We start from the raw sequence: 25,261 nt of genomic DNA on the forward strand, positions 1-25,261 counted from the left end.
AGCCGTGAACGTCAGAGCAACACCCATTCTTGTTTTTGTGGGCGTCAGTTTCGGGCTCGCGTGGCTCTTTGCCCTTCCTCTCTGGTTCACGGGCGGTCTCGAGAATCCGTTCTTCACCGTGTTTGCACTCGCGATGATGTTTACGCCGGCGCTCGCGGCGCTCGTGGTCGTCTTCTTTGTCGAGAAGCATCCGGATGCTCGCGCACGACGCGCGGCGCTGGGGCTGGGTTCGGTGCGCCCCGTCGGCCGGTTCCTGCGCTACTTGGCGTTGGCGCTCGTCGTTCCACCCGCCTTGATCCTGGCGGCGCTCGTCGTCGGTGCGATCGTGGGGGTCTACCCCGCCGACTTTGTGAACTTCTCCGGCTTCCAAGCGATGGTCGATAGCCAGCTCGCAGCGCTTGGCGAAGAGCCGCTGCCGGTTCCGATTGGCCTGTTGGTCGCGCTGCAGTTCGTGAACGTGTTGATCGGTGCGGTCATCAATACGATTCCCGCGTTCGGTGAAGAGCTCGGCTGGCGCGGCTGGCTGTTGCCCAAGCTGCTGCCCCTCGGCATCGTTCCGGCCATCCTCATCTCGGGAGTGATCTGGGGCCTGTGGCACGCCCCGCTCATCCTGCTCGGCTACAACTACCCTGGTGCTCCCGGCTGGCTCGCCCTCACCGCCATGGTCGGCATGACGATCGTCGTTGGCGGTGTGTTCGCGTGGCTGCGCATCCGTTCGGCATCGGTGTGGCCTGCCGCCTTGGCTCACGGTGCCTTCAACGCAGCAGCTGGTTTTTCAATCATTTTCATCATGGTTGGCGAGTCTTTCGACCCCCTTCAGGCCAGCATTTTGGGCTGGACCGGATGGCTCGTCCCGATCGTTCTCGTGATCGTCCTGTTGGTCACCGGGCAGTTTCGCTCGCCAGCCCCGTCACCGACTGTTAGCCGTAACGAGTCAGCGCCCGTCGCTGGCGCGGAGTAGGCTTTCACACGGACATCCACCACTTCCAGTCCAAACAAACTTTCTTTAAGGAGACCCCCTGTGGCTTTGATCGAAGCAGTTGGCGCCCGCGAAATTCTTGATTCCCGTGGTAACCCCACGGTCGAGGTTGAGGTTTTGCTCGACGACGGCGTAGTTTCCCGCGCCGCAGTTCCTTCGGGAGCATCCACTGGCGCATTCGAGGCTTACGAGCTTCGCGATGGCGACAAGGACCGTTACCTCGGCAAGGGCGTTCAGAAGGCCGTTGACGCGGTTATCGACGACCTCGGCCCCGCAATCGAAGGCCTCGACGCCTCCGACCAGCGCCTCATTGACGCTGAGCTCATCGCCGTCGACGGTTCCGAGAACAAGAAGAACCTCGGCGCTAACTCGATCCTCGGTGTGTCGCTCGCCGTGGCGAAGGCTGCTGCTGACTCGGCAGACCTGCCCCTCTTCCGCTACCTCGGTGGCCCCAACGCTCACGTGCTTCCCGTGCCGATGATGAACGTCATCAACGGTGGCTCGCACGCCGACAGCAATGTCGACATCCAAGAGTTCATGATCCTTCCGCACGGTGCAGACACCTTCAGTGAAGGCCTTCGCTGGGGCGTTGAGACGTACCACGTGCTCAAGGGACTGCTCAAGAGCAAGGGCCTCAGCACCGGCCTCGGCGACGAGGGTGGCTTTGCCCCCGACCTCTCCAGCAACCGCGCTGCACTCGACCTGCTCATGGAAGCAATCGAGAAGGCTGGCTTCACGCCGGGCAAGGACATCGCTGTTGGCCTCGACGTTGCTGCGACCGAGTTCTACAAGGATGGTTCCTACACGTTCGAGGGCACCTCGAAGTCGGCTGGCGAGATGAGTGCGTACTACGCCGAGCTCGTCGCCGCGTACCCCCTCGTGTCGATCGAAGACCCGCTCGACGAAGACGACTGGGAGGGCTGGGCTCAGCTCACCGCCGAGATCGGTTCGAAGACGCAGATCGTCGGAGACGACCTGTTCGTCACCAACCCGAAGCGTCTCGCCAAGGGAATCGAACTCGCAACGGCAAACTCGATCCTCGTCAAGGTGAACCAGATTGGTTCGCTCACCGAGACCCTCGACGCTGTGGCTATGGCCCAGCGCGCTGGTTACACGGCCGTCATCTCGCACCGTTCAGGTGAGACCGAAGACACCACGATCGCTGACCTCGCGGTCGCGCTCAACACGGGCCAGATCAAGACTGGTGCACCGGCTCGCTCCGAGCGCGTAGCTAAGTACAACCAGCTGCTGCGCATCGAAGAAGAGCTTGGCGATGCCGCTGTTTACGCTGGTCGCACCGCCTTCCCGCGGTTCAACGGCTAGCGCCCATCAGCGTCGTCTAGCATCGAACGCATGGCTAGGCGAGTACGAGCAAAAAAGGTAGCGGTGTCGCTGCCCGAGGAGAGCGCGCCCGAACACTGGTTGCGCACGATCCGCTTCTCGGGCTTCACCGTGCTCATGCTTGGTTTGCTCATACTCGCCGTCATCGTTCTTGCGCCCAACCTGCGCATTCTGATCGAGCAACAGCAGACAATTGCGCAACTGCAGTCTGAAGTAGAAGAGGCTCAAGAGTCTGTCGACAGCCTTACCGAAAACGTTGCCCGCTGGGATGACCGCGCCTACATCGAGTCCCAAGCCCGCGACCGGCTGTACTACGTGTACCCGGGCGAAGTGAGCTACCTAGTGACCGGTGAAGCGGCCGATGTCACCACCAATGATGGTGTTCCGGTGAGCGCGACCATCCAAACCACCCAAATTGATTGGGTACAAACTCTCGTATCGTCCATTTACACTGCTGGTCTCACTGAAGACGCGCCCGACAAGCTGACCGCCCCCGTGATTGAAGGACCCAAGCAATGACCACCCCACCGTTTGACGCCGTCAGCGATGAAGATGTGCGCATTGTGTCGCTTCAACTCGGCCGCCCCGCTCGCGATGTGATCGGCATTGCCGCGCGCTGCGTGTGCGGAGCTCCCACTGTCGTGTCGACGAAACCGCGCCTGAGCGATGGAACACCGTTCCCCACGATCTATTACCTGTGCCACCCGGCGGCCACGGCATCCGTGTCGACGCTTGAAGCTGAGGGCCAGATGCCTGAACTTGCGGCAATGCTTGAGGGTGAGATTGCTGCGCAGTATCAGGCTGCCCACGAGGCTTACATTGCCGACCGGGATGGCATCGAGGTCGTTCCCGAGCTGGCCGGCGTTTCTGCTGGCGGCATGCCCACGCGAGTGAAGTGCTTGCACGCTCTCGTCGGGCATTCACTGGCAGCAGGCCCTGGCGTCAACCCGATTGGCGACATTGCTCTTGAGCGCGCCTCGTGGAGCCCGACCGTGTGCCAGTGCCCCGACTATTCAGGGGTGGCCAGCGCTGGCACCTCCGCGACGACAAACGCCTCAGCGAAGGCGGCGGGGGAGACACAACAGTGAAGCGGTGGGCTGCTGGCGCGATACTGATGGCGAGCCTCGCTTCGCTATTGGTGGCGACTCCTGCCCACGCGGATGCGGTGCGCGACCAAGAATATTGGCTTCAGGAGTACGGCATCGAAGCCGCGTGGAAGACCACCAAGGGTGCCGGCGTCACGATCGCCGTGATCGACACCGGTGTTGACGGCTCGGTGAAAGAGCTCGTCGGAGCTGTCACGGGGGGAACAGATTTCTCGGGCCAGGGTTCACCTGACGGCCAAACGCCGGTAGGCGACGACAATCCGGCCCACGGCACACTCGTGGCGTCGCTCGCGGCTGGCCGTGGCACCGGCACGGGCGCTGGCGTGATTGGTGCGGCTCCCGCAGCTAACATTTTGGCGATCTCTATCGGCTTCACGGGTGGTCCGATCAGTTCGGATGACCAGATCGCTCAGGCAGTTCGCTATGCGGTCGATCAGGGCGCTGATGTCATCAATCTGTCGCTGACCCGCGAGACTCTGGACTGGCCGCTCAGCTGGGACAGCGCATTCCTGTACGCAATGGACAATGACGTTGTTGTCGTGGCGGCGGCGGGCAACCGTGGCAGCGGAACCGCCTCGGTGGGTGCGCCTGCGACGATGCCCGGTGTTTTGACCGTTGCGGGTGTCGACGTTAACGGCGTCGCGAGTTTCAACGCCTCCACTCAGGGCATCACGATTGGTGTGGCCGCGCCAAGCGAAGATCTGGTCGGCGTCGCTCCCGGCGGTTCGCACGTTTTGTGGAACGGCACCAGCGGGGCAACCCCGATTGTGGCCGGTGTCGTTGCGCTCGTGCGGGCCGCGCATCCTGAACTGGATGCGAACAACGTTATTAATCGCATTGTGTCGACGGCACATGACACGGGTGCTCCCGGCGCAGACGCGATTTACGGCTTTGGTCTGATCGACGCCGAAGCAGCGGTGACAGCAAACGTTCCGCTCGTCGACGAGAACCCGATGGGCAGTCTCGCGGAGTGGATCACGATCTACCGTCGCGCGGCGTCAACGCCGATTCCGGTGCCGAGCTTTAGCCCGACGGCTACGCCGATTCCTGAGGTGGCTCCGGATGTCGCGGGGCCGGTCAGTCCGCTCGGAACCGTGCTCCCTACCGTGAGCATGCTTCGTAATGTGGGCGTACCACTTGCAATTTATGCGATTTTCTTGATGATTTTGGCCGGTTCGGGCGTCTTAGCTTGGCGTCGGTTTAGGAGTCTGCGCGAGACAGAGTAAGTTTGGTGGCGAACTTCCCTTTTAGGAGACTCTAACTCGTGCCAAAAATCTTGATTGTCGGCGGCGGTTACGCCGGTTTTTACACTGCTCGTAAGCTCGAAAAGTGGCTGCGTCGCGGCGAAGCTGAGGTCACCATGGTGGACCCTCTTCCCTACATGACGTACCAGCCTTTCTTGCCTGAGGTTGCAGCAGGCTCCATTGAGCCTCGCCACGCGGTTGTTCCGCACCGTCGCCACTTGAAGACCACCAAGGTCGTCACGGCGAAGGTCACCGGAATCAACCACGAGGCGAAGACTGCAACGATTCAGCCTGAAGTGGGTGACTCGTGGGAGATCGACTACGACCTCGTTGTCGTTACCGCTGGCGCCGTTTCGCGCACCTTCCCGATCCCGGGCGTTGCTGACGAAGCCATCGGCATGAAGACGATCGAAGAGGCTGTTGCCGTTCGTGACCGTCTTCTCACCAACTTTGACAAGGCATCCAACCTGCCTGCAGGCCCCGAGCGCGACCGTCTGCTGACGTTCGTCGTTGTCGGTGGCGGCTTCGCCGGTATCGAAGCCTTCGGCGAAATGCGCAGCCTTGCCTCGTCACTGCTGCCGCTCTACCCGAGCCTTAACTTCGAAGACACTCACTTCCACCTCATCGAAGCCATGGGCCGCATCATGCCCGAGGTGTCGCTCGAGACGAGCAAGTGGGTTATCAAGAACCTCGCTGACCGTGGCGCACAGATCCACCTCGACACCCAGCTGAAGTCGGCTGTGGATGGCGTGGTTGAGTTGTCGACCGGCGAAAGCTTCGAGTCAGACACCATCGTGTGGACCGCTGGCGTTATGGCCAACCCGGTCGTGCGTAGCACTGACCTTCCCATCGAAGAGCGTGGACGCATCCGCGTACAGGCAGACCTCCGTGTCATCAACGATGACGGTGTTGTCGAGGGTGCCTGGGGTGCCGGCGACGTGTGTGCTGTTCCTGACCTCACCGGTGGTGGCGTTGGCGGCTTCTGCGTTCCGAACGCTCAGCACGCTGTTCGCCAGGCCAAGCTCATGGCCAAGAACATTGTGGCTTCGCTTCGCGGCGAAGAGACCAAGGACTACTTCCACAAGAACCAGGGTGCCGTTGCCGGTCTCGGTCTCTACCACGGCGTTTTCCAGTCGGGCAAGATCGCGGTCAAGGGTTTCCCAGCGTGGTTCATGCACCGTGGCTACCACGGCATGGCGATGCCAATGTTCGAGCGCAAGGCTCGCGTCTTCAGCAACTGGATCACGAACTTCTTCTGGGGTCGCGACACCATTTCGCTCGAGGCACGCGTAGAACCGCGCCGCGCATTCGAAGAATTCGCTTCACGCCCCAAGTAGCGTGACTGCATGCTCCACGCGAAAGCGTGGGGCGTGCCCCGATAGCCCAATTGGCAGAGGCAGATGACTTAAAATCATCACAGTCAGGGTTCGAGTCCCTGTCGGGGCACTGCACGAGTTAACGAGTAAAGGCGGTCGCACAGCGACCGCCTTTACTCGTTTAATCAATCCTTAAGCGGGAAGGATCTCCGCCAGCAGCTTCTGGATGCGCGCCTTGATGTCATCACGAATCGGCCGAACCTCGTCGAGGCCCTTGCCCTTCGGGTCGACGAGTTCCCAGTCTTCGTAGCGCTTGCCGGGGAAGATGGGGCAGACGTCGCCGCAGCCCATCGTGATGACAACATCCGAGGCCTGCACCTGGTCGGTGGTCATGAGCTGGGGGACTGCCTTCGAGATGTCGATGCCCTCTTCGGCCATGGCCTGAATCGCGATGGGGTTGATTTCGTTGCCGGGCTCAGAACCTCCCGAACGCACCTCGACCGCGCCATCCGATAGCGCCGTCATGTAGCCGGCGGCCATTTGCGAGCGGCCAGCGTTGTGGATGCACACGAACAGAACGACGGGCTTGGCGGTGGTGGCGGTCTCAGTAGTCATGCACAAAGCATAGATGAAGGTCTATGTCTCGCGCGAACGAAGACAGGATGAGCGTGAGTTAGTTCACGCAGCGTTCACCGGCGGCAGCGACTGAAGCAGCGCACGCACTCGCGCGTCGATGTCATCACGCACGGCTCGCACGCCATCCATGCCGAGCTCGGCGGGGTCGGGGAGTTCCCAATCGAGGTAGCGACGGCCGGGATAAATGGGGCACGCATCGCCGCAGCCCATCGTGATCACGACATCCGCACCCCGCACGACCTCGTCAGTGAGCGGCTTCGGGTACTCACCATCGACCGAGACGCCAATCTCGTCGAGAGCCGCCACGATCTTCGGATTGATGGTCTCGGTGGGCTCTGATCCGGCGGTGAGCACGCGCACCCGATCGCCAGCAAGAGACCGCAAAATTGCGGATGCCATTTGCGAGCGACCCGCATTCTGTACGCACACAAACAGCACGTCGGTTGGCGCACCGGATGCCGCGGCATCCGTCACCTCGTCGGAGTCAGCAAGCGCAAGCGACCCCAGACGGTCGGCGGCGAACCGGGAGGTGTGCGACGACAAATGGCGATCGCGCGGCGCGCCCTGGCGCAGCAGTTCGTAGCTGCTCGCCACATACTCGGCGACGGTTTCGCGAGAGAAGACCCCCGCGAAGCGCAGGGCGAGGTCGTCGGTGATGCGGGCCAGAATCGCAGGATCGACGGCAGCGGCGGAGGCGTCAGCGGGGGAGTGCTGCACAAAGTCGAAGACGTCGGCGAGGCGGGATTGCACGAGCGAATACCAGACCTGGCGGCCCTCTTGAGTGCTCTGCAAGATTCCGTCGGTGGCCATGATGCGCACGTGATGGCTCACGGTCGGTTGCGTGAGGCCGAGGCGGGCGGCAAGGTCGGTGACCCCGCGGCGGCCATCCGGGGCATCCATAAGCAGACGCAATATTTGCACCCGGGTGGGATCCGCAATGGCGCGCATGCTGTGAGCGATGCGCTCGGCAATGGCGCGTTCGCTTTCGCGAGCGGAGGCGGGTGACTCGGTCGCTGGCATGGGTAGAAGTCTAAAGGACAACATCCGATTCATAGACAGTTATCAATGTTTGGGTATGATCGCGGAATGACTGCGACCCATTCCTTTGCCGTGGCCCGACGCCTCACCGCCGAATTCCTCGGAAGCGCCGGCCTTGCCGCCGTCGTTATCGGCTCCGGAATTGCCGCCCAACAGCTTTCCCCCAACGATGTCGGCCTGCAGCTTCTCGAGAACGCCCTCGCAACCGCCTTCGGTCTTGGCGTGCTCATTCTGGTCTTCATGACCGTCAGCGGCGCCCACTTCAATCCGGTCGTGTCGATCGTCGATTCGCTCAGCGGGCTGCGCTCGTGGCGTGACACCGCCCTCTACATTCCGACCCAGATTGTCGGATGCATCGTCGGCGCGATTCTCGCGAACCTCATGTTCGGGCAGGCCGCCGTGACCATCAGCACGACCGTGCGACTCACACCGGGGCATTTCTTGAGCGAGGTCGTGGCAACCGCCGGACTCATCATGGTGATCTTCGCCCTCGTGCGCACCGGTCGCGCGAACCTGGCGCCTATCGCTGTTGGCGTCTACATCGGCGGCGCCTATTTCTTCACGAGCTCCACGAGCTTTGCGAACCCCGCCATCACCATCGGCCGGATGTTCAGCGACACGTTCGCAGGAATCGCCCCAGGCTCGGCTCCCGGTTTCATCGCGGCTCAGCTCATCGGTGCGGCGATCGGCTTCGGGCTGGTGCGCTGGGTCTTCCCGGAACGACGTATCGCTTAGCTGCGCAGCGGTGACCCGACTACTTCGAAACGGTGGCCGCCCATTTCACCGCTCAGTAGCGGAAGTGCTTCCTTGATCGCTGCCTGCACGCTCGCGAGTTGCAGCGAAAGTTGGTGGGCTTCGGCCGATTCCCAGAGCTCCGAAACGAACACGGTGTCGGGATACTCGTCGCTGACGCCCACCTCGTAGCTGAGGCATCCGGCGCTATCGAGGTCTGTGCTGCGGCGCGTGAGGATGGCCACAACTTCGTCGCGGTGGCCGGGCTGCACTCCGATGGTGCCTACGTTTGCGAAAGTCATCCTCTTACCTAAAATCACCTCAGCCAATTCGTCAAGGGCGGAGTGATAATGAGCCGTGCCCAAGAAATCTCGCGACGAAACTGACGTCGACGCCCAGCAAGACAAACTCATCAAACGCCATGCTCGCGGTGAGCATCGGTGGCCGGCCGCTGCCGGTGTGCTGGTGGTATTGGCCAGCTATGCCTTCTTGCCGACCGTGATCATGCCGGTCCCCGTGCGCATTGTGGTCGTAGCGCTTGGCCTGGTCATGCTGATTCCCGTGATCGCCCTCAATCCGGTGCGGCTGGTGAAGCAAACCTCATGGTCACGCACTCTGTCGGTGGGTCTCGCGCTGTTGCTCGCCATCGCCAACGTGGCCGCGCTCGTCTTTGTGGTGATTGTGCTCGTCACTACCGGGGCGAAGGATGGCCCCTCGATGCTCTTGGCCGCCACGCAGGTCTGGCTCACCAACATGATTGCGTTTGCGCTTGTCTATTGGGAGTTGGATCGCGGTGGTCCGGTCACGCGTCACACGAGTGATCGATCTGCGCTTCCGCTCGCCGACTTTCGCTTCGCCCAGGACGAAGACCATGATGCGATTGATGAGGTAAAAGGCCGATCATCCGCCGCCATCGGCTGGACGCCATCCTTCACCGACTATCTCTACGAATCGGCCATCGGATCGATGGCGTTCAGCCCCGGTGCCGCGATGCCGCTCTCGCCGCGCGTGAAGCTGTTGTTGCTGGTGCAGTCGCTGGGTGCCTTCATCATGCTCGCCCTTGTGATCGCCCACGCCGTCGGCCAATTGGGGTCGTAACTTCGCACCGGATGCTCGCCGCAGTGGTTCGCGGCAATTGTGCTGCGCGCAGGGTTCTGGGAAAGTTGAGCAACTAAGGCGCTGGTGCCGCAGCAGGTTGCATCAGCGCAGGACCGCCCACGCCCTGCCCGAAGGAACCCGTGAAGCTGCTCAGCACCCCCGCACCGCTCTGGCACAGCCCCGAGAGCTATTGGCAGAGCCTCGCGGATGCCACGCACTCCCTCGACGCTCCGTATGGGGTGCTGTCGCTCGAGGCGCTGTCACACAATGCTGCCGATATGGTTCGCCGGGCTTCCGGGGTGCCGATTCGGGTGGCGAGCAAGTCGATTCGAGTTCGTGCGGTGATGGATGCCGTGCTCGAGCTCGACGAGTTCCGGGGCGTTCTCGCCTACACGCTCACCGAGGCTCTCTGGCTGGCCGAGACCATTGACGATGTGGTGGTCGGCTACCCCGCGGTGGATCGTGCGGCAATTGCAGCCCTCGGCACGAGCCCGGCGCTCGCCGAACGCGTCACGCTCATGATCGACTCGGTTGAGCACCTCGATTTTGTTGACTCAGTGGTGTCTCCTCAGCACCGCGAAACGATCCGCGTCTGCATTGATGTGGATGCCTCGTTCCAGTCGCCCCTGCTCGGTCACGTCGGTGCGCACCGCTCTCCCGTGCGCTCGGCGGCGCAAGCGCGCACGCTCGCGAGCACGGTCGTCGATCGTGCCGGATTCACGCTGGTCGGAGTGATGGCGTACGAAGCGCAGATCGCGGGAGTGGGCAATCGCCCGCCGCACAAGGCCGCTTATGGCCGCCTGCTCGATGTCATGCAGACGGCATCCGCCAAGGAACTGCGCGAACGTCGGGGCGAGATTGTCGCCTCGATCAGCGAGATTGCCGAACTCGAGTTCGTGAACGGTGGGGGAACCGGCTCGCTTGAGTCCACTGCCGAAGACACCGCGGTCACTGAGATTGCGGCGGGCAGCGGACTCTTCGGCCCGCACCTTTTCGACAACTACAGCCACTTCACCCCGGCGCCGGCCGCCGCGTTCGCGCTCGCGGTCGACCGCAAATACTCCCTCGATATTGCGACAGTGCACGGTGGCGGCTGGATCGCCTCGGGTGAAGCGGGCGTCGACCGGATGCCCCAGCCCACCTGGCCGAAAGGGCTCAAGTATGTGCCGCGCGAGGGTGCCGGCGAAGTGCAGTCACCGCTCACGGGCCCCGCAGCGGAGCACCTCCAGATCGGAGACCGCGTCTGGTTCCGCCACACGAAAGCGGGCGAGCTGTCTGAGCACCTCAACGAGTTCGCGGTCGTCGCTGACGGTCGCATCGTCGATACCGTTCCGACCTACCGCGGCGAAGGCAAAGCCTTCCTGTGACGACTCCCGAGTGGATGCCGCCAGCCGAGCGCCGCGCGTCGAGCCCGACTCCGGCATCCCTGAGTCCCGGTTCCGTGTGGCGCAATTGGGGCCGTTCTGAGCGTTCGCGTCCCGAGTTCGCGGCTCGCCCGGAGAGCGTCGACGAGGTCATCGCGGCGGTGCACTTCGCGCGCGAGAACGGCGTGACTGTCAAGGCCTGGGGTGCCGGCCACAGCTTCACCTCGATTGCGGCAACCGATGGCGTGCATCTCGACGTCGGTGCACTCGCCGGGGTGCTGGCGGTCGAAGGAACGCACGTCACGCTCGGTGCCGGCACACACCTCTTCGAGCTCCCGGCGCTGCTCGAACCACTCGGGCTCGCCCTCGCCAACATGGGCGACATCGATCGCCAGACGATTGCCGGCGCGATCTCCACCGGCACTCACGGCACCGGTGCCCAGTTCGGCGGCATCGCCACTTCCGTGCGCGGCGTCACGCTCGTGACCGCCGCCGGCGAAGTGCTGCGCATCAACGCGACCGAAAACCCAAAACTGCTCCCGGCCGCGGCCCTCGGCCTTGGCGCCCTCGGCATCCTCGTCGATGTCACGATCGAATGCGTGCCGACCTTTTTGCTGCACGCAGTGGAGCGCCCTGAACCCGCTGCCACCGTCCTCGCTGAGTGGCTGCAACGCAGTGCCGAAACTGACCACTTTGAGTTCTACGTCTGGCCGCACACCGAGACGGCTCTCACCAAGAGCAACACACGCTTACCGGGTGATGCGCCGCGGCATCCGCTCACGAAGTTCTCCCGCTGGGTCGATGACGAGTTCATGGCCAACGGCGTTTTCCGCGCGATCTGCGCGGCGGGTAAAACCGTGCCAGCGATCATCCCGCCCATCAATCGTCTCGCCGTGAAGCTCTCGGGCAATCGCGAGTTCACCGACGTCTCGAGCACCGTCTTCGTCACCGATCGCACCGTACGCTTTCGCGAAATGGAATATGCCCTCCCCATCGAGGCTGTTCCGGATGCCGTGCGCGCCATCCAGAAGCTGATCGCCGATCGAGGGTGGAAAGTTTCATTCCCGATCGAGGTGCGTTCGGCTGCTGCGGACTCATTGCTGCTGTCGACCGCGTCGGGGCGGGCCACCGGCTATGTCGCGGTGCACCGGTATTGGCGCGAAGACCCGGCCGAGTATTTTCGGGAGGTGGAGGCGATCATGATGGCCCACGATGGGCGACCTCACTGGGGAAAATTGCATAACCGGCAAGCCGAATCGCTCGCGGCGGCGTATCCGGGTTTCAATGAGTTCTTGAGCATTCGCGATCGGCTTGATCCTGGTCGCGTGTTTGCGAACGACTATCTGCGCCAAGTGTTGGGGCGATAGCGGCTCAAGCTTTAATGCACGAGTCGAGCAGTACGAGAAAGGGCGCGATTATCAAAGCCATTGTGTGTGGAGCAGGAATCGCTGGACTCACGGTCGCCGGTCAGCTGGCTGAACGCGGGTGGGAGGTTGTGCTTCTGGAGGCTGCTCCCGAGCGCCGCACGCAGGGCTACATGATCGACTTCTTTGGGCCCGGCTATGACGCCGCCGAGAAGATGGGCATTCTGGATCGTTTGCGCGAGCTGCGATACCCGATTAGCGAGGCCCGTTTTGTGCGCCCCAACGGCCGCAGTCAAGCAATTGATTATGAGCTTGTGGCGGCCAACGAGGGCGGCAAGTTGATGAGCCTGATGCGCCAAGACCTCGAACAAACCCTTTTCGACGTGCTCCCCGAGAGCGTTGAACTGCGGCTCGGCAGCGCCGTTGTATCGGTCGAAGACCGCACCGATTACGTCACCACGGTGCTCGCCGATGGGTCGCGCATTTCGGGAGACATTGTGGTGGCAGCGGATGGCATCCATTCGGCTGTTCGGCATGATCTCTTTGGTGATTCGGCGGCGTTCGATCGCCAGCTGGGGATGCACACCTGCGCTTATACGTTCGACTCTCCACGCCTTCACGCCAAGCTCGGCGACGCTCTGATCTCAACAGATGAGCTGGATCGCATGGTCGGTTTGTATGGATTGCGCGATGGCAAGGTGGCGCTTTTCGCTGCCCACCGCGTGAACGACACGGTGCTTCCTGCCGATACGCGTGCGGCCATTCGCTCTGCCTACGCGGGCATGGGCGATGACGTTGCTGAGGCGCTCGAGAAGTGCCCGGAGCCCGACAAGATTTACTACGACCAGGTTGCCCAGATCGAACTGCCCGTGTGGAGTCGTGGCCGCGTTGTCTTCGCGGGCGATGCGTGCCAAGCGGTTTCGTTGCTTGCCGGGCAGGGAGCGTCGTTGGCGATCGCTGGTGGATTGCTCTTGGCCGAAAAGATTTCGAGCGATCGAGAACTCAGCGCCACCTTCGCCGAATACGAAGAAGAATGGATGCCGCTGGTCGCCGATAAGCAGGCCGCTGGCCGTCGGGCAGCGAACGGTTTTCTGCCGCACACCCTGTTCCAGCTCTGGAAGCGCCGCGCGGGCCTCGCCCTGCTGACAGCGCCGGTGATTGGCAAGTTCGTCACCTCCACGATCACGGGAACTAAGACGTTCACATAGCCGGAGTAGAGCGGTGTGTCCGCCCTTTATTGGGGGTCGCAAGTGGCCCAGTTTCTCGGTGGAGGCACAGGAGCACGTTCTATAGTTGAGGCATGGAATTCCTGATCGTAATCGGCGTAATCGTCCTGCTCGCAGTCATCGTCGGCATCTACCTGTGGTCGACGTATAACTCGCTGGTCACGCTCAACGTGCGCGTTGATGAGGCGTGGAGCGATATCACGGTGCAACTCAAGCGTCGTGCTGACCTGCTGCCGAACCTCATCGAGACGGTCAAGGGCTATGCCGCGCACGAGAAGGGCGTCTTTGAGGCCGTCACGAAGGCCCGCGCCGAGTCGTTGAACGCTCAGGGTCCCGTCGATGCGGCTGCTGCCGAGAACCACATGCAGTCTGCCCTCAAGAGCATCTTTGCTGTCGCTGAGGCGTACCCGCAGCTGCAGGCCAGCCAGAACTACCTTCAGCTTCAGGGCGAACTTGTTGACACTGAAGACAAGATTCAGGCCAGCCGTCGTTTCTACAACGGTGGTGTGCGCGAGCTCAACACCAAGATCAAGATCTTCCCGAACACGTTGTTCGCGCGCAATCTTGGTTTCCACGAGCGTGAGTTCTTCGAGGTTGCGGATGCCGCATCCATCGCTGAGCCGCCGCGCGTGCAGTTCTAAGTCTTCGTCTTTCTAACCGCGTGACCAGGATGTTCTAGATGTATCGCGCCATAGCGAAAAACAAGCGCAACACCGTTCTGATCATCATCCTGTTCGTTATCCTCATTGGGTTTCTCGGCTTTGCGCTGAGCTTCCTGATGGGGGGCGACCCGATGACAATCACGATCGGCACGATCATTGGTGCCGGTGCGTTCACGCTGATTCAGTACTACGCGGCGTCGAAGCAGGCGTTGGCAATGAGCGGCGCTGTCGAGATTCAAAAATCCGACAATCCGCGGTTGTACCGCATTGTCGAGAACCTGTCGATCACGACAGGCACGCCGATGCCCAAGGTGTACATCGTCAACGATCCGGCGCCGAACGCTTTCGCTACCGGGCGTGACCCGGAACATGCTGCTGTTGCTGCGACAACGGGGCTCCTAGATCTGCTTGACGATTCGGAGCTCGAGGGTGTGATGGCCCATGAGATGGGTCACGTGCAGAACTATGACATCCGGGTATCGATGATCGTGTTCGGTCTCGTCGTTGCTGTCGGTTTTATTTCGGACATTGCGTTGCGCTTCACTCTGTTTGGCGGTCGCGGCAATAACAACAACTCGAACCCCGTGATGATTATCGTTGGACTGGCTGCTCTCCTCATTTCGCCGCTTGTCGCGGCGGCAGTGCAGGCGTCGATTTCGCGTCAGCGTGAATATCTTGCGGATGCCACTGGTGCGTTGACGACGCGTCACCCGGATGCTCTGGCTAGCGCTTTGCAGAAGCTGTCGGATTACAGCCGTCCGATGCAGAAGCAAAACTCGACGATGGCCCACATGTGGATTTCGGATCCGACGAAGCCGGGCATCATGGATCGTCTCTTCAGCACGCATCCGCCGCTCGCTGACCGTGTTGCGCGTCTTGGCAAGATCGGCGGAGGCTTCTAGCCGACGGAGCTGATTCTGGCTGCCGCAGTCGCGGCGTTCAGCTGGTGCTGGCTAGCGCTGCAACTCTGCCTCGATGGCGGGGGAGAGGGTGCCGCGGCCGGTCACGGCAATCTCGCCCATGCCTTGCCAGTGCGCGATCTCGCGCAGGCTGGGCACGATGCGTTCGGCGAGGGCTCCGGTGCCTCCGGGCAGGGCGTCGATTCCGTCTTCGTGCCACGCGGATTGCACGCGAAGCACACCCGCTTGGCGGTCGGTCTTGAGGTCGATGCGGCCGACGAGGGCGTCATCCACGAGCACAGGCAGTGAGTAGTAGCCGAACTGGCGTTGCGGCTCGGGCGTGTAAATCTCGATGCGGTAGTGGAACCCAAACATGCGTTCGGCGCGTTTGCGATCCCAGACCACGGGGTCGAAGGGCGAGAGCAGGGCGACGTGGTCGATGCGGCGGGGGATTCGCGCCTCCCGGTGCAGCCAGGCGGGCTGATCCCAGCCGCGCACGGTCACGGGAACGAGCTCGCCGGCATCCGCTAGTTCGGCAATAGCCGGGCGAACGTCAGCGCCTTTGAGGCGAAAGTAGTCGGCGAGGTCGGATGCCGTGCCGATACCCAGCGCCCGTGCTGACTCAGCAATCAGGGCGCGGTGCGCGTCGGAGCGGGACACCTCACGCTCGCGCAGCTCGGCCGGAATCAGGTGCTCGGTCAGCGCGTAGGTGCGTTCGAAGCGGGTGCGGCCGGCGCTGACGACTTCGCCCCAGCGGAACAGCATTTCGAGTCCTTGCTTGACGTCAGACCACCCCCACCAGGGTCCGGTGCGGCGGTTGGCCTCGTGTTCGATCTCGCGGGCGGTAACGGGGCCGGTGGTGGCGAGTTCTTCGCGCAGCCACTGCAGCATGGGCTGGTTGTCACGCACCCATTCGTAGCGCACGGCATCGCGTTCGCGCAGCGACTCCATCTTCCAGCGCCACAACGGCCACGATTCGAGCGGAATGAGCGCGGCTTCGTGCGCCCAGTATTCGACGTACCGGCCGGGCATGCGCGCGGTTGGCGTGCGGAACGTCAGCGCATCAAGAGCGGCCTTGTCGTAGTGGCCGAGGCGAGCGAACACCGGCTGGTAGTGACTGCGCTCGAACACGTTGACCGAGTCGAGTTGCAGCAGCCGGATGCGGTCAAAAAGTAGGTTGAGCTGTCGCGTTCCCGCGGGGTTGGCCGCAGTCGCGGTGCCGCGCCCAAAGCCTTGGGCGGCGAGCAGCACTCGGCGTGCTTGCGCTGCAGAGAGGGAATCAACCACGGCTCGACTCTACCGAGCGGCGGCGACATCCACTCGCTAGGGCGCCGAACAGCTCCACCGAGTAATTGTGTTTGTATCGTTCATCGTTCGTTTACCAAGATGAAAGCGAACGCCGCATCAGGCTGCGTACCGTCAACTCCGGATCGTTTCGGTACCCTCTGCCCGTTTACAGCGCGGGCGGCTGCGACGGTCGTTGGAGGAAGTCTTGTTCACTAAGCGCACCCTCGCCGCTGTTGCACTCGTTGCAGCTTCGGCGATTTCACTCAGTGGTTGCAGCACCACTGAGGCAGCTGCTGGCGATGTTGACGCATCGACTGCCACCACCGTTGAAGACTTCGGTGGAATGGACGCTCTTATCGCAGCCGCGCAGGCTGAGGGCGAACTCAATGTCATTGCGTTGCCTGACAACTGGGCAAACTATGGCGAGATCAAGGCTCTCTTCGAAGAGAAGTACGACATCATCGTCAACTCGGCTGACCCCGACGTTTCTAGCGCCGAAGAAATCGCCGCTGCTGACAACCTCAAGGGCCAGGACACCGCTCCTGACGTCTTCGACCTCGGTACCGCTGTCACGCTCGACAGCCTTGACTACTTCGCTCCCTACATGGTTGCCAACTGGGATGAAATTCCTGAGGGCAACAAGGAAGCAACCGGCCTCTGGGTCAACGACTACACCGGCAGCATGTCGATCGGTTATGACTCCAACTCGGTTCCCGAGCCCACGAGTCTCGATGACCTGCTCAAGGCTGACTACCGTGGCGCTGTTGCGCTGAACGGTGACCCCACGCAGGCCGGAGCGGCTTTCGCTGCTGTCGGACTCGCCACGGTTCACAGTGGTGGAACCCTCGATGACTTCACGCCCGGCATCGAGTTCTTCGAAGAGCTCAACGACGCCGGCAACTTCATCCCGGTCAACGTCACGGGAGCAACCATTGCTGCCGGCGAGACCAAGGTTGCCTTCGACTGGAGCTACAACAACCTCGCTGCCGCAGCAACGGTTGACGGCTGGAAGGTCACGACTCTTCCCGGCGCTGTGTACACGAGCTTCTACAACCAGGCCGTCAGCAAGGATGCCCCGCACCCGGCTGCTGCGCGTCTCTGGCAAGAATTCCTCTACAGCCCCGAAGCGCAGAACCTCTTCATCGTCGGTGGCGCTTACCCGGTCACGATTCAGGCTCTGCAGGATGCCGGAACCGTTGACACCGCAGCACTCGACGCGCTCGGTGCCCTCGAGGGTGAACTTGTCACCCCGACCCCCGAGCAGGCTGAAGAAAACGCAACGATCCTGGCTGAGAAGTGGGCTGCGGCAATCGGCTAACGCTGATTCCCTCACGCACCTTTAGCTAATACATCGTGTCGCTAGCCACCGCGCCAGCGCCCGAACAGGATGGTGTCGAGCTCACCGCTCGGCACCATCCTCGGGTGGCCCTGGTCAAGCCGTCGAATCGGCGTCGTCGCCTCGCTTATGCGGGGCTAACGCCGTTTGCGGCCTACGTTCTCATCTTCCTTGCCCTTCCCACCATCCTTGCGGTGGTCACGGGCTTCTTCTCCGACGACGGTTCGCTGACGTTCGACAACATCACGGGACTGTTTACCCCGACCATCCTCGCCACCTTTGGTAGCTCGTTCTGGCTCTCGGGTGTCACCGCCGTGATCGGTGCCGTTGTGGGTGCCCTCATTTGCTACGCGATGCTCGGCACCAAGGTTGGTGGCCTACTGCGTACGATCATCGAGTCGGCGGCCAGCGTGCTCGCCCAGTTCGGTGGCGTGATGCTCGCCTTCGCGTTCATCGCGACGATCGGCGTGCAAGGGCTCGTCACGGTCATTCTGCGTGACACCTTCGGCGTCGATATTTTTGCGGATGGCGTGTGGCTCTATCAGGTGCCCGGCCTCATCCTTCCCTACGTCTACTTTCAGGTTCCCCTCATAGTGATCACCTTCCTGCCCGCCCTCACCGCGCTGCGCCCGCAGTGGGCCGAAGCCAGTGCAACGCTCGGCGGCACCCGCTTCGCCTACTGGCGCTACATCGCCGCCCCCGTGCTCGCCCCGGCGTTCCTCGGCTCGCTACTGTTGCTCTTCGCCAACGCCTTCTCGTCATTCGCCACGGCTGCCGCCCTCATCAGCCAGGGCTCGCAAATCGTGCCCCTCCAGATCCGTGCGGCGCTCGTCAGCGAAACCGTTCTCGGCCGCGAAAATATGGCGGGCGCTCTTGCGCTCGGGATGATCGTGGTCATGGTCGTCGTCATGTGGGCGTACTCCGTGCTGCAGGCTCGCACCTCGCGGTGGCAAAAGTGAGCGCCGACATGGCAGCGCCGCTGAGCCCGGTGGAGCCCGCTCCCGCGTCAGCGCCCGCAGAGCGGAGCCCGAAAACCGCGAACCAAGCCGTGCGCATCGGAGCCGAGCCGAGCACGCTTGCCCGCCGACTCATCCTCGGCATCATCGGCGGTATCTTCCTGATCCCCGTGATCGCGATGATCGAGTTCACCTTCCGCAACGGCCTCGCCGGCGACTACACGACAAGCCACTGGACGGGACTCTTCACCGAAGACAGCGCCCGCACCTACCGCGGTCTGTATCAGGCGATCGAGAACTCACTCGTGCTCGCCGCCGTCACCGTCGCCATCGTGCTCGTGTTGCTGCTGCCGACGATGGTGCTTGTGCACATGCAGTTCCCGCGCCTCAAGCGCACCCTCGAATTCATCTGCATCATCCCCATCACGGTGCCCGCCATCGTGCTCGTCGTCGGTCTCGCGCCGGTGTACTCGGTGGTCGTGCAAGTGCTCGGCGGCTCCACCTGGACTCTCGCTTTCGCCTATGGCATCACCGTGTTGCCGTATGCCTATCGCGCCATTCAGGGCAACCTCGATGCGATCCCCGTGAAGACCCTCAGCGAAGCGGCCAGCACTCTCGGTGCCGGCTGGCTGACCGTGCTGTGGACGATCCTGCTGCCGAACCTGCGCCGGGGAGTGCTCGCGGCATCCTTCATCTCGATTGCGGTCGTGCTTGGTGAGTTCACCATTGCGAGCCTGCTCAATCGTCGCAACCTGCAAACCGCGCTGCTTCAGGTCTCGCAGTCCGACCCCTGGGTTGCTGTGATCTTTGCGCTCGCCGCCCTTGCCCTCGCTTTCGTCTTGCTGCTGATCATCGGCCGCCTCGGATCAGCAACGCCCTCTAGGAGAAAATCATGACCGCCACGTTTACTATGACGGGCCCCACCGCCACCCACACGCCGACTGCGGGAGCAACCGTTCAGCTCAGTGCCGTCGTGAAGGCTTTCTCGGGCCACACCGCGCTCAACAGCATCGACCTCGACGTTGCCCCCGGCGAACTCGTAGCGCTGCTCGGTCCCTCCGGCTGCGGCAAGACCACCGCGCTGCGCAGTATCTCCGGGCTTGAGAGCATCGACAGCGGTCGCATCCTCATCGATGGCGTGGATGTCGCAGACACTCCCACGAATAAGCGCGACATCGGGATGGTCTTTCAGGCCTACTCGCTGTTCCCACACATGACGGTGCTCGAGAACGTGGAGTTTGGCCTCAAGATGCGCAAGGTTACCGCCGCTCGTCGCCGCGAACGTGCCCTCGAGACCTTGGACATGGTCGGTCTCACGAAGCACCAAGACCGCTTCGCCCACCAGCTCTCGGGTGGCCAACAGCAACGTGTTGCTCTCGCCCGTGCCCTCGTCACGCGCCCCCGAGTGCTGCTCCTCGATGAGCCGCTCAGTGCCCTCGATGCCAAGGTGCGGGTGCAGCTGCGCGAAGAGATTCGTCGCCTGCAAACTGAACTCGGCATCACGACCGTCTTCGTGACCCACGACCAAGAAGAGGCGCTCGCCGTCGCCGACCGCGTCGCCGTCATGCGCGACGGTCGCATCGAACAAATCGGCACGCCAGAAGAGCTCTATGCGACGCCAGCCAATGCCTTCGTCGCCGACTTTGTTGGTCTCAGCAACCGGATGCCCGCCGAGCTGATTGACGGCCAAGTCACCCTCCACGGCTGCAGCCTCAACCTTCTCGGCGACCCCATGCCTGATGGCCCCGTCATCGCGCTCGTTCGCCCGGAAGACATCGCCCTCTCCACCGACGGAATCGCCGGCACGGTCATCTCGTCGAGCTTCTTGGGCTCCCTGCGCCGCACGCGCGTGCGACTCTTCGACGACACGGTCGTTGCCATCCAGCATGAGGTGGAGCGGCATCCGCTGCCCGGTGAGGCTGTCACGGTGCGGCTCAAGGGTGCACCCGTGAGTGCACTGCCTCCCAAGGTGAAGAAGTAGCGGCCACACGCGATCGAATTGGGGCGCAGCAAGTGCGCACTCTGGCACAACTAAGATAGGCACGTGATATTCGGTCGACCTAAGAAACCAGACAGTCGGGTCTCGTCACGCGCCAGCACAACAGACGCCGCTGAGGTTCCCGCCGGGCTTTCGATAGCGGCTGCCTACTCCTGGCGCATGCTTGTCGTATTGGGCCTCGTCGCAGTTCTCATCTATTTGGTGATTACGCTCAAATACATCGTGATTCCGTTCCTGATCGCGATTCTTATCGGGGCGCTTCTCGTTCCCGTTGTCGGTTTCTTGGTGCGCATTAAATGGCCGCGCTGGCTTGCCGTCACTGTGGTTTTGATCGGATTTTTTGCCGTAGTCAGCGGCCTCGTTGTGGTCGTCGTCGGCCAAGTCCGTTCCGGGCTGCCCGCTCTTCAAACTCAGTCGGCCACCGCCTACGAGAACCTGCGTGAATTCCTGCGCAACTCTCCGCTGCAGCTCAGTGACCAAGACCTCGATGGTTACCTCACCGAGATTTTTGACGTCATCCAGCGTGACTCTCAAGCGCTCGTCTCGGGCATCCTCTCGGTCGGTTCCACAGCCGGTCACGTTCTCACCGGTGCGCTCTTGAGCCTGTTCGCAACCATCTTCGTATTGGTCGATGGCAAGGGCATCTGGGCGTGGACTGTTCGACTCTTCCCGCGCAAGGCTCGTAACGCGGTCGATGGCGCCGGAGTAGCGGGATGGCTCACCCTCACCACGTTCGTCAAGGTGCAAATTTTTGTGGCCGCGGTGGATGCCATCGGCATCGGCGTCGGTGCGTGGATCCTCGGTTTGTTTTACGGTGGGTTCCCGCTCGTCATCCCCATTGCCGTCGCCGTGTTCTTAGGTTCGTTTATCCCCGTCGTGGGTGCACTTGTTACAGGGGCGCTCGCGGTGTTCATCGCCCTCGTCTTCTTGGGTCCACTCCCCGCCGTGATCATGTTGGGAATCGTTTTGCTTGTGCAACAACTTGAAGGTCATATTCTCCAGCCGCTCGTGATGGGCACGGCAGTGAAGGTTCACCCCCTCGCCGTCGTCTTCGCGGTAGCCGCTGGCTCATTCGTGGCCGGTATCCCCGGCGCGCTATTTGCCGTGCCGCTCGTCGCGGTCGTCAATGTCATGACCAAATACATCGCCAGCGGCGATTGGCGTCTCAATGGTCGCCCCACGATCACGGACGTGCTCGGTAATGGTAAATAACCGGATGCCCGGCCCCACGCTCGCTGAGTACGAAGCAGCACGCGTCCGGGTCGCAGAAGTTGCCGATGTCACCCCCATGCAGACTTCGCGTTTTCTCGCGGAAATCTTGGGCTCACCCGTCTTTCTCAAGTGCGAGAACCTTCAGCGCACGGGCTCCTTCAAGCTGCGTGGAGCCTATAACCGTCTTGCGGGGCTCTCCGAGGAGGAGAAGGCGCGCGGAGTCGTGGCCGCCTCGGCCGGAAACCACGCCCAGGGCGTCGCTTTCGCCGCCCGTGAGCTAGGTATCAAGTCGACCATTTTCATGCCCGTAGGCGTGCCCCTGCCGAAGCTGCAGGCCACGCGCGATTACGGTGCCGAGGTCGTACTGCGCGGTCACACCGTCGAAGAGCCGTTGCGTGCGGCCGCCCGTTTCTCTGAAGAGACCGGTGCCGTGCTCATCCATCCCTTCGATCATGAAGATGTGGTGGCGGGTCAAGGAACTCTCGCGCTTGAAGTGTTCGATCAGGTTCCCCAGGTCGACACGATCATCGTTCCCATCGGCGGCGGCGGACTCGTTTCCGGCGTTGCCGGTGCGATCAAACAGCGTGCCCGCCTCGAAGGCCGTAACGTGCGCGTCATCGGGGTGCAGGCAGCCAACGCGTCTGCGTACACCCCCTCGCTCGAGAAGGGCGAAATCGTTGAAGTGCGCACCACTCCCACGATCGCTGACGGCATCGCTGTCAGCCGCCCGGGCGTGCTCAACTTCAGCATGGTCCGCGACCTCGTGGATGAAGTGATCACCGTCTCTGACGACCAGATCGCCTACGCGGTGCTCGTTCTTCTAGAGCGCGCCAAGCAGGTCGTCGAGCCGGCGGGCGCGGTCGGAGTTGCTGCCATCTTGGCGGGCAAGATCTCGCCAAGCGGCAACACTGTGGTGCTGCTGAGCGGTGGCAACATCGACCCCATGATGATGGAACGCATCATCAGTCACGGACTTTCGGCATCCGAACGCTATTTGCGTTTGCGCATCCCGCTGCCTGACCGCCCCGGTCAATTGGCGCGCATCTCGGCGCTCGTCGCCGAAGCGAACGCCAACGTTGTTGAGGTGCTGCACAGCAGGCACAACAACAAAGTGCAGTTCAGCCAGGTTCAGCTCGAACTGCACATTGAAACCCGTGGCCCTGAGCACGCGGAGTCAGTGCTCGCGCGGCTCAGAGACGAAGGATTTGACCCTCAGGTCGACTTCTAGTCAGGCTAGATAGTTAGCCGGAGTAGGTCGCGATCTTCAGAATCTTGACGGTAATCTCTTTGCCGTTAGGGGCGGTGTACTTCTTCGATTGCCCGACCTTGAGCCCGTTGATGGCGAGACCGAGCGGGCTCTTCTCGCTGTAAACATCGAGATCGCTATCTTCGGCAACGATTTCACGGCTGCCGAGCAAGAAGACACTTTCTTCGCCCATGATCTCGGCCGTGACCAGAATTCCGGGCTCAACGACACCGTCGTCATCTTGAACGTCGCCGACTACGGCATGGCGAAGAAGCTGGGTGAGAACGCGGATGCGGGCCTCAATTTTGCCCTGCTCTTCCTTGGCAGCGTGGTAGCCACCGTTCTCTTTGAGGTCGCCTTCTTCGCGGGCGGCTTCAATCTTCTTGGCGATGTCGTACCGTGCTTCGCCCGTGAGCTGTTCCAGTTCGGCGGTGCGACGGTCGAACGCCTCCTGGGTCAACCACGTGACGTCGTTTTCTGCAGCCACTGTGTTTCTCCCTATACAAAAGAGAAACCGGCCGAAGACGACCGGTTTCGAGATGATTTGCTACAGCCTAGGTGAGCCAGCACCGGTAGATCAAGCCTGACACTGCTAGTTCGGTCGTGCGAACGGTGGTGCTCAACTCCCGATTGCGCTGATCGCTCCCGGGAACGTCGACGACTTTCCAACCGATGATGGCAAAAGTGGAGTTGAGGGCCTGCACTGCACAGCGAGCATCCTGGTTCTCGGCAACGTTGAATTGCCACCGCACCTCGACCGCAGTGTCATCAATGAGCTCGTAGCCGGTGTCTTTTGCCTCGAACTGAGCGGGTGATTCCAACAGGCCGCCCCACACCAGCCAGGCCGTGAAGACCGCAACGAAGGCTACTGCGACGGCGATCACAATCACCCGGTTGTTGCGTTTCGCTTTCGGGCTGCGACCATAACGGGCATCCAAATCGGTGGCTGCTGCGGTGCCGGATGCGGCGCTGCGAGCCGTGCCAGTGGGGTTACTGGATGCTTCGGGCACGCGGGGCTCCTTCTTGCGACGGTATTCTTGTTACTGCAAGGTTATTCGCAAACTCGCATGATGAAATCATGGAGTGAACATCCCAGAGGACAACAGTTGATTTCTTTCACTTCGCTCGCAACCAGTGCGATTCTCTGGACGGCTACTCCCAGCCCTGAGCCGACGCTGTACCCGGCCTACGAGGGCGACCCCAACTTGGTCACTCCCGGCGTGCTCGGCTTCATCGGCATCCTGTTCGTCGCGGTCGCCACGTTGGTTATCGTCATGGACATGAACCGTCGCGTGCGCCGCGTTCGCTACCGGGCGCTCGCGCAGGAAACGATCCGGGCCGAGCAGGCTGCTGCCGCCGGCAAAACTGATGGTCTCACCGAGGGTGCGGCTGATGATTCGGCTGATTCCGGCGATGCTGATGCGGGCGATGCTGATGATGCTGCGCCTACACAACGGGCGGATTAGTCGCCACAAGGAAGATGCCGACCCAGTGGCAGAGGAACGCCAGTAGCGTCAGCGTGTGAAAAATCTCGTGGAACCCGAACACTCCGGGCACGGGATTCGGTCGCTTGAGACCGTAGATGACGGCACCAACGGTGTAGAACAGTCCACCGGCCAAGATGAGGGTCATCATGATCCAGTTCGCTTGGAAGAAGTCGACGATAAACATCATCGCGCCCCAACCGAGCAGCACATACAGGGGAACGTAGAGCCAGCGCGGGGCCCCTACCCAGAAGATCCGGAAGCCGATGCCGAGAGCAGCGCCGCTCCAGACGATCCACAGCAAAATGGTCGCCTTCTCCGGCGGAAGCGCCAAAACCGTGATCGGGGTATAGGAACCGGCAATGAGCAAGAAAATATTGGAGTGATCGAAACGCTTCAGCATCATCCGCGTCTTCTCGCTCCAGTTGAAGCGGTGGTACAGGGCAGAAATGCCGAACAGCATGAGCGACGAGGCGACGAACACTGCTGAACTGACCTTGGCAGCGGTGCCATCGGCCATCACGAGCAGAATGACGCCCAGCGCTATAGCAACGGGGAACGTGCCCGCGTGGATCCAACCACGCCACGTCGGCTTCTTCTCCGCCGGGTCGTTCGTCATCACATCATCGACGAACGGAAGCTCGGGAAGGCGCGAGGCGTCTTCCTGTTCAACGGCCGCTGCAGCAGCGATATCGGCGGCATCTTGGTTCATGCTCACAGTTTACGCCTGACGTAG

27 protein-coding genes and 1 tRNA gene are annotated in these 25,261 nt (G+C 62.0%); 21 read left to right on the forward strand and 7 right to left on the reverse strand.

Annotated features, from left to right (window positions below; genetic code table 11):
* Positions 1-4 precede the first annotated feature (4 nt).
* The 7 genes from ACWFSR_RS03390 (at position 5) to ACWFSR_RS03420 (ending at position 6,116) form a co-directional block, all read left to right on the forward strand.
* Positions 5-961, forward strand: a complete 957-nt coding sequence (locus ACWFSR_RS03390; RefSeq protein WP_447523072.1) for a CPBP family intramembrane glutamic endopeptidase — start codon at positions 5-7, stop codon at positions 959-961.
* 60 nt (positions 962-1,021) lie between these two features.
* A complete protein-coding gene (gene eno, locus ACWFSR_RS03395) occupies positions 1,022-2,302 on the forward strand; it encodes a phosphopyruvate hydratase (RefSeq protein WP_197107496.1) in 1,281 nt (426 codons plus the stop codon).
* A gap of 30 nt (positions 2,303-2,332) precedes the next feature.
* Positions 2,333-2,839 carry an FtsB family cell division protein gene (locus ACWFSR_RS03400; protein WP_231600028.1) on the forward strand — a complete coding sequence of 169 codons (507 nt, stop codon included), beginning with the start codon at positions 2,333-2,335 and terminating at the stop codon, positions 2,837-2,839.
* Complete coding sequence (locus ACWFSR_RS03405) at positions 2,836-3,408, forward strand: DUF501 domain-containing protein (RefSeq protein ID WP_231600027.1); 573 nt, start codon at positions 2,836-2,838, stop codon at positions 3,406-3,408. Before ACWFSR_RS03400 ends, ACWFSR_RS03405 begins: the two co-directional genes overlap by 4 nt.
* 26 nt (positions 3,409-3,434) lie before the next feature.
* Positions 3,435-4,652, forward strand: a complete 1,218-nt coding sequence (locus tag ACWFSR_RS03410) for a S8 family serine peptidase (protein WP_197108547.1) — start codon at positions 3,435-3,437, stop codon at positions 4,650-4,652.
* 38 nt (positions 4,653-4,690) lie between these two features.
* Positions 4,691-6,007, forward strand: a complete 1,317-nt coding sequence (locus ACWFSR_RS03415) for an NAD(P)/FAD-dependent oxidoreductase (RefSeq protein ID WP_197107494.1) — start codon at positions 4,691-4,693, stop codon at positions 6,005-6,007.
* Positions 6,008-6,042: 35 nt separating this feature from the next.
* Positions 6,043-6,116, forward strand: a tRNA-Leu gene (locus ACWFSR_RS03420).
* Positions 6,117-6,178: 62 nt separating this feature from the next.
* Here the strand turns inward: ACWFSR_RS03420 and ACWFSR_RS03425 are convergent.
* Together ACWFSR_RS03425 and ACWFSR_RS03430 are read right to left on the reverse strand one after the other, a co-directional pair.
* Positions 6,179-6,601 carry an arsenate reductase ArsC gene (locus ACWFSR_RS03425; protein WP_197107492.1) on the reverse strand — a complete coding sequence of 141 codons (423 nt, stop codon included), beginning with the start codon at positions 6,599-6,601 and terminating at the stop codon, positions 6,179-6,181.
* Positions 6,602-6,664: 63 nt separating this feature from the next.
* Positions 6,665-7,642 (reverse strand): metalloregulator ArsR/SmtB family transcription factor, encoded by a 978-nt coding sequence (locus tag ACWFSR_RS03430; protein WP_197107490.1) that lies wholly within the window; start codon positions 7,640-7,642, stop codon positions 6,665-6,667.
* 66 nt (positions 7,643-7,708) lie between these two features.
* Here ACWFSR_RS03430 and ACWFSR_RS03435 point away from each other — a divergent pair, with 66 nt between their 5' ends.
* A complete protein-coding gene (locus tag ACWFSR_RS03435) occupies positions 7,709-8,395 on the forward strand; it encodes an aquaporin (protein WP_197107482.1) in 687 nt (228 codons plus the stop codon).
* Here the strand turns inward: ACWFSR_RS03435 and ACWFSR_RS03440 are convergent.
* Positions 8,392-8,694: a putative quinol monooxygenase gene (locus ACWFSR_RS03440; protein ID WP_197107480.1), complete on the reverse strand. Its 303-nt coding sequence runs from the start codon at positions 8,692-8,694 to the stop codon at positions 8,392-8,394. The two genes, ACWFSR_RS03435 and ACWFSR_RS03440, sit on opposite strands and share 4 nt — an antisense overlap.
* A gap of 55 nt (positions 8,695-8,749) precedes the next feature.
* On the opposite strand from ACWFSR_RS03440, the gene ACWFSR_RS03445 reads away from it, so the two are divergent.
* The 6 genes from ACWFSR_RS03445 to ACWFSR_RS03470 all read left to right on the forward strand — a co-directional run bounded on the left by ACWFSR_RS03445 (position 8,750) and on the right by ACWFSR_RS03470 (position 15,008).
* Positions 8,750-9,490, forward strand: a complete 741-nt coding sequence (locus ACWFSR_RS03445) for a hypothetical protein (RefSeq protein ID WP_231600026.1) — start codon at positions 8,750-8,752, stop codon at positions 9,488-9,490.
* A gap of 140 nt (positions 9,491-9,630) precedes the next feature.
* Positions 9,631-10,857: an amino acid deaminase/aldolase gene (locus ACWFSR_RS03450; RefSeq protein ID WP_447523073.1), complete on the forward strand. Its 1,227-nt coding sequence runs from the start codon at positions 9,631-9,633 to the stop codon at positions 10,855-10,857.
* 14 nt (positions 10,858-10,871) lie between these two features.
* On the forward strand, positions 10,872-12,221 hold the full coding sequence (locus ACWFSR_RS03455; RefSeq protein ID WP_447523434.1) for a D-arabinono-1,4-lactone oxidase: 1,350 nt from the start codon (positions 10,872-10,874) through the stop codon (positions 12,219-12,221).
* Positions 12,222-12,283: 62 nt separating this feature from the next.
* Positions 12,284-13,426, forward strand: coding sequence for an FAD-dependent monooxygenase (locus tag ACWFSR_RS03460; protein WP_197107476.1), 1,143 nt, complete (start codon positions 12,284-12,286; stop codon positions 13,424-13,426).
* A 92-nt stretch (positions 13,427-13,518) separates the two neighbouring features.
* Positions 13,519-14,085, forward strand: a complete 567-nt coding sequence (locus ACWFSR_RS03465) for a LemA family protein (protein ID WP_197107474.1) — start codon at positions 13,519-13,521, stop codon at positions 14,083-14,085.
* Positions 14,086-14,123: 38 nt separating this feature from the next.
* Positions 14,124-15,008, forward strand: a complete 885-nt coding sequence (locus ACWFSR_RS03470) for a M48 family metallopeptidase (protein ID WP_447523074.1) — start codon at positions 14,124-14,126, stop codon at positions 15,006-15,008.
* A gap of 51 nt (positions 15,009-15,059) precedes the next feature.
* Here the strand turns inward: ACWFSR_RS03470 and ACWFSR_RS03475 are convergent, their stop codons facing one another.
* Complete coding sequence (locus ACWFSR_RS03475; protein WP_447523075.1) at positions 15,060-16,292, reverse strand: winged helix-turn-helix domain-containing protein; 1,233 nt, start codon at positions 16,290-16,292, stop codon at positions 15,060-15,062.
* Between the two features lie 205 nt (positions 16,293-16,497).
* Here ACWFSR_RS03475 and ACWFSR_RS03480 point away from each other — a divergent pair, with 205 nt between their 5' ends.
* From ACWFSR_RS03480 to ilvA, 6 genes are all read left to right on the forward strand, one after another.
* Entirely contained in the window at positions 16,498-17,610 is a 1,113-nt protein-coding gene (locus tag ACWFSR_RS03480; RefSeq protein ID WP_197107455.1) for an ABC transporter substrate-binding protein, read from the forward strand.
* 35 nt (positions 17,611-17,645) lie between these two features.
* The gene (locus tag ACWFSR_RS03485) at positions 17,646-18,587 is read left to right on the forward strand and encodes an ABC transporter permease (protein WP_447523076.1); all 942 of its coding nucleotides are present in this window, start codon (positions 17,646-17,648) and stop codon (positions 18,585-18,587) included.
* Positions 18,584-19,480, forward strand: coding sequence for an ABC transporter permease (locus ACWFSR_RS03490; protein WP_447523077.1), 897 nt, complete (start codon positions 18,584-18,586; stop codon positions 19,478-19,480). The genes ACWFSR_RS03485 and ACWFSR_RS03490 overlap by 4 nt, the downstream gene beginning before the upstream one ends.
* The gene (locus tag ACWFSR_RS03495; protein WP_197107449.1) at positions 19,477-20,565 is read left to right on the forward strand and encodes an ABC transporter ATP-binding protein; all 1,089 of its coding nucleotides are present in this window, start codon (positions 19,477-19,479) and stop codon (positions 20,563-20,565) included. The genes ACWFSR_RS03490 and ACWFSR_RS03495 overlap by 4 nt, the downstream gene beginning before the upstream one ends.
* 63 nt (positions 20,566-20,628) lie before the next feature.
* Complete coding sequence (locus ACWFSR_RS03500; protein ID WP_307783918.1) at positions 20,629-21,795, forward strand: AI-2E family transporter; 1,167 nt, start codon at positions 20,629-20,631, stop codon at positions 21,793-21,795.
* Entirely contained in the window at positions 21,785-23,023 is a 1,239-nt protein-coding gene (gene ilvA, locus ACWFSR_RS03505) for a threonine ammonia-lyase (RefSeq protein ID WP_231600025.1), read from the forward strand. Before ACWFSR_RS03500 ends, ilvA begins: the two co-directional genes overlap by 11 nt.
* A 13-nt stretch (positions 23,024-23,036) precedes the next feature.
* Here the strand turns inward: ilvA and greA are convergent, their stop codons facing one another.
* On the reverse strand, positions 23,037-23,528 hold the full coding sequence (gene greA / locus ACWFSR_RS03510) for a transcription elongation factor GreA (RefSeq protein ID WP_197107447.1): 492 nt from the start codon (positions 23,526-23,528) through the stop codon (positions 23,037-23,039).
* 67 nt (positions 23,529-23,595) lie between these two features.
* Complete coding sequence (locus ACWFSR_RS03515) at positions 23,596-24,051, reverse strand: DUF4307 domain-containing protein (RefSeq protein WP_197110306.1); 456 nt, start codon at positions 24,049-24,051, stop codon at positions 23,596-23,598.
* Positions 24,052-24,147: 96 nt separating this feature from the next.
* Here ACWFSR_RS03515 and ACWFSR_RS03520 point away from each other — a divergent pair, with 96 nt between their 5' ends.
* Positions 24,148-24,507: a hypothetical protein gene (locus tag ACWFSR_RS03520; protein WP_447523078.1), complete on the forward strand. Its 360-nt coding sequence runs from the start codon at positions 24,148-24,150 to the stop codon at positions 24,505-24,507.
* Here the strand turns inward: ACWFSR_RS03520 and trhA are convergent.
* Positions 24,488-25,237 carry a PAQR family membrane homeostasis protein TrhA gene (trhA, locus tag ACWFSR_RS03525; RefSeq protein WP_447523079.1) on the reverse strand — a complete coding sequence of 250 codons (750 nt, stop codon included), beginning with the start codon at positions 25,235-25,237 and terminating at the stop codon, positions 24,488-24,490. The genes ACWFSR_RS03520 and trhA overlap by 20 nt on opposite strands.
* Positions 25,238-25,261: the final 24 nt, after the last annotated feature.

It is taken from the genome of Salinibacterium sp. NYA9b (assembly GCF_976973725.1).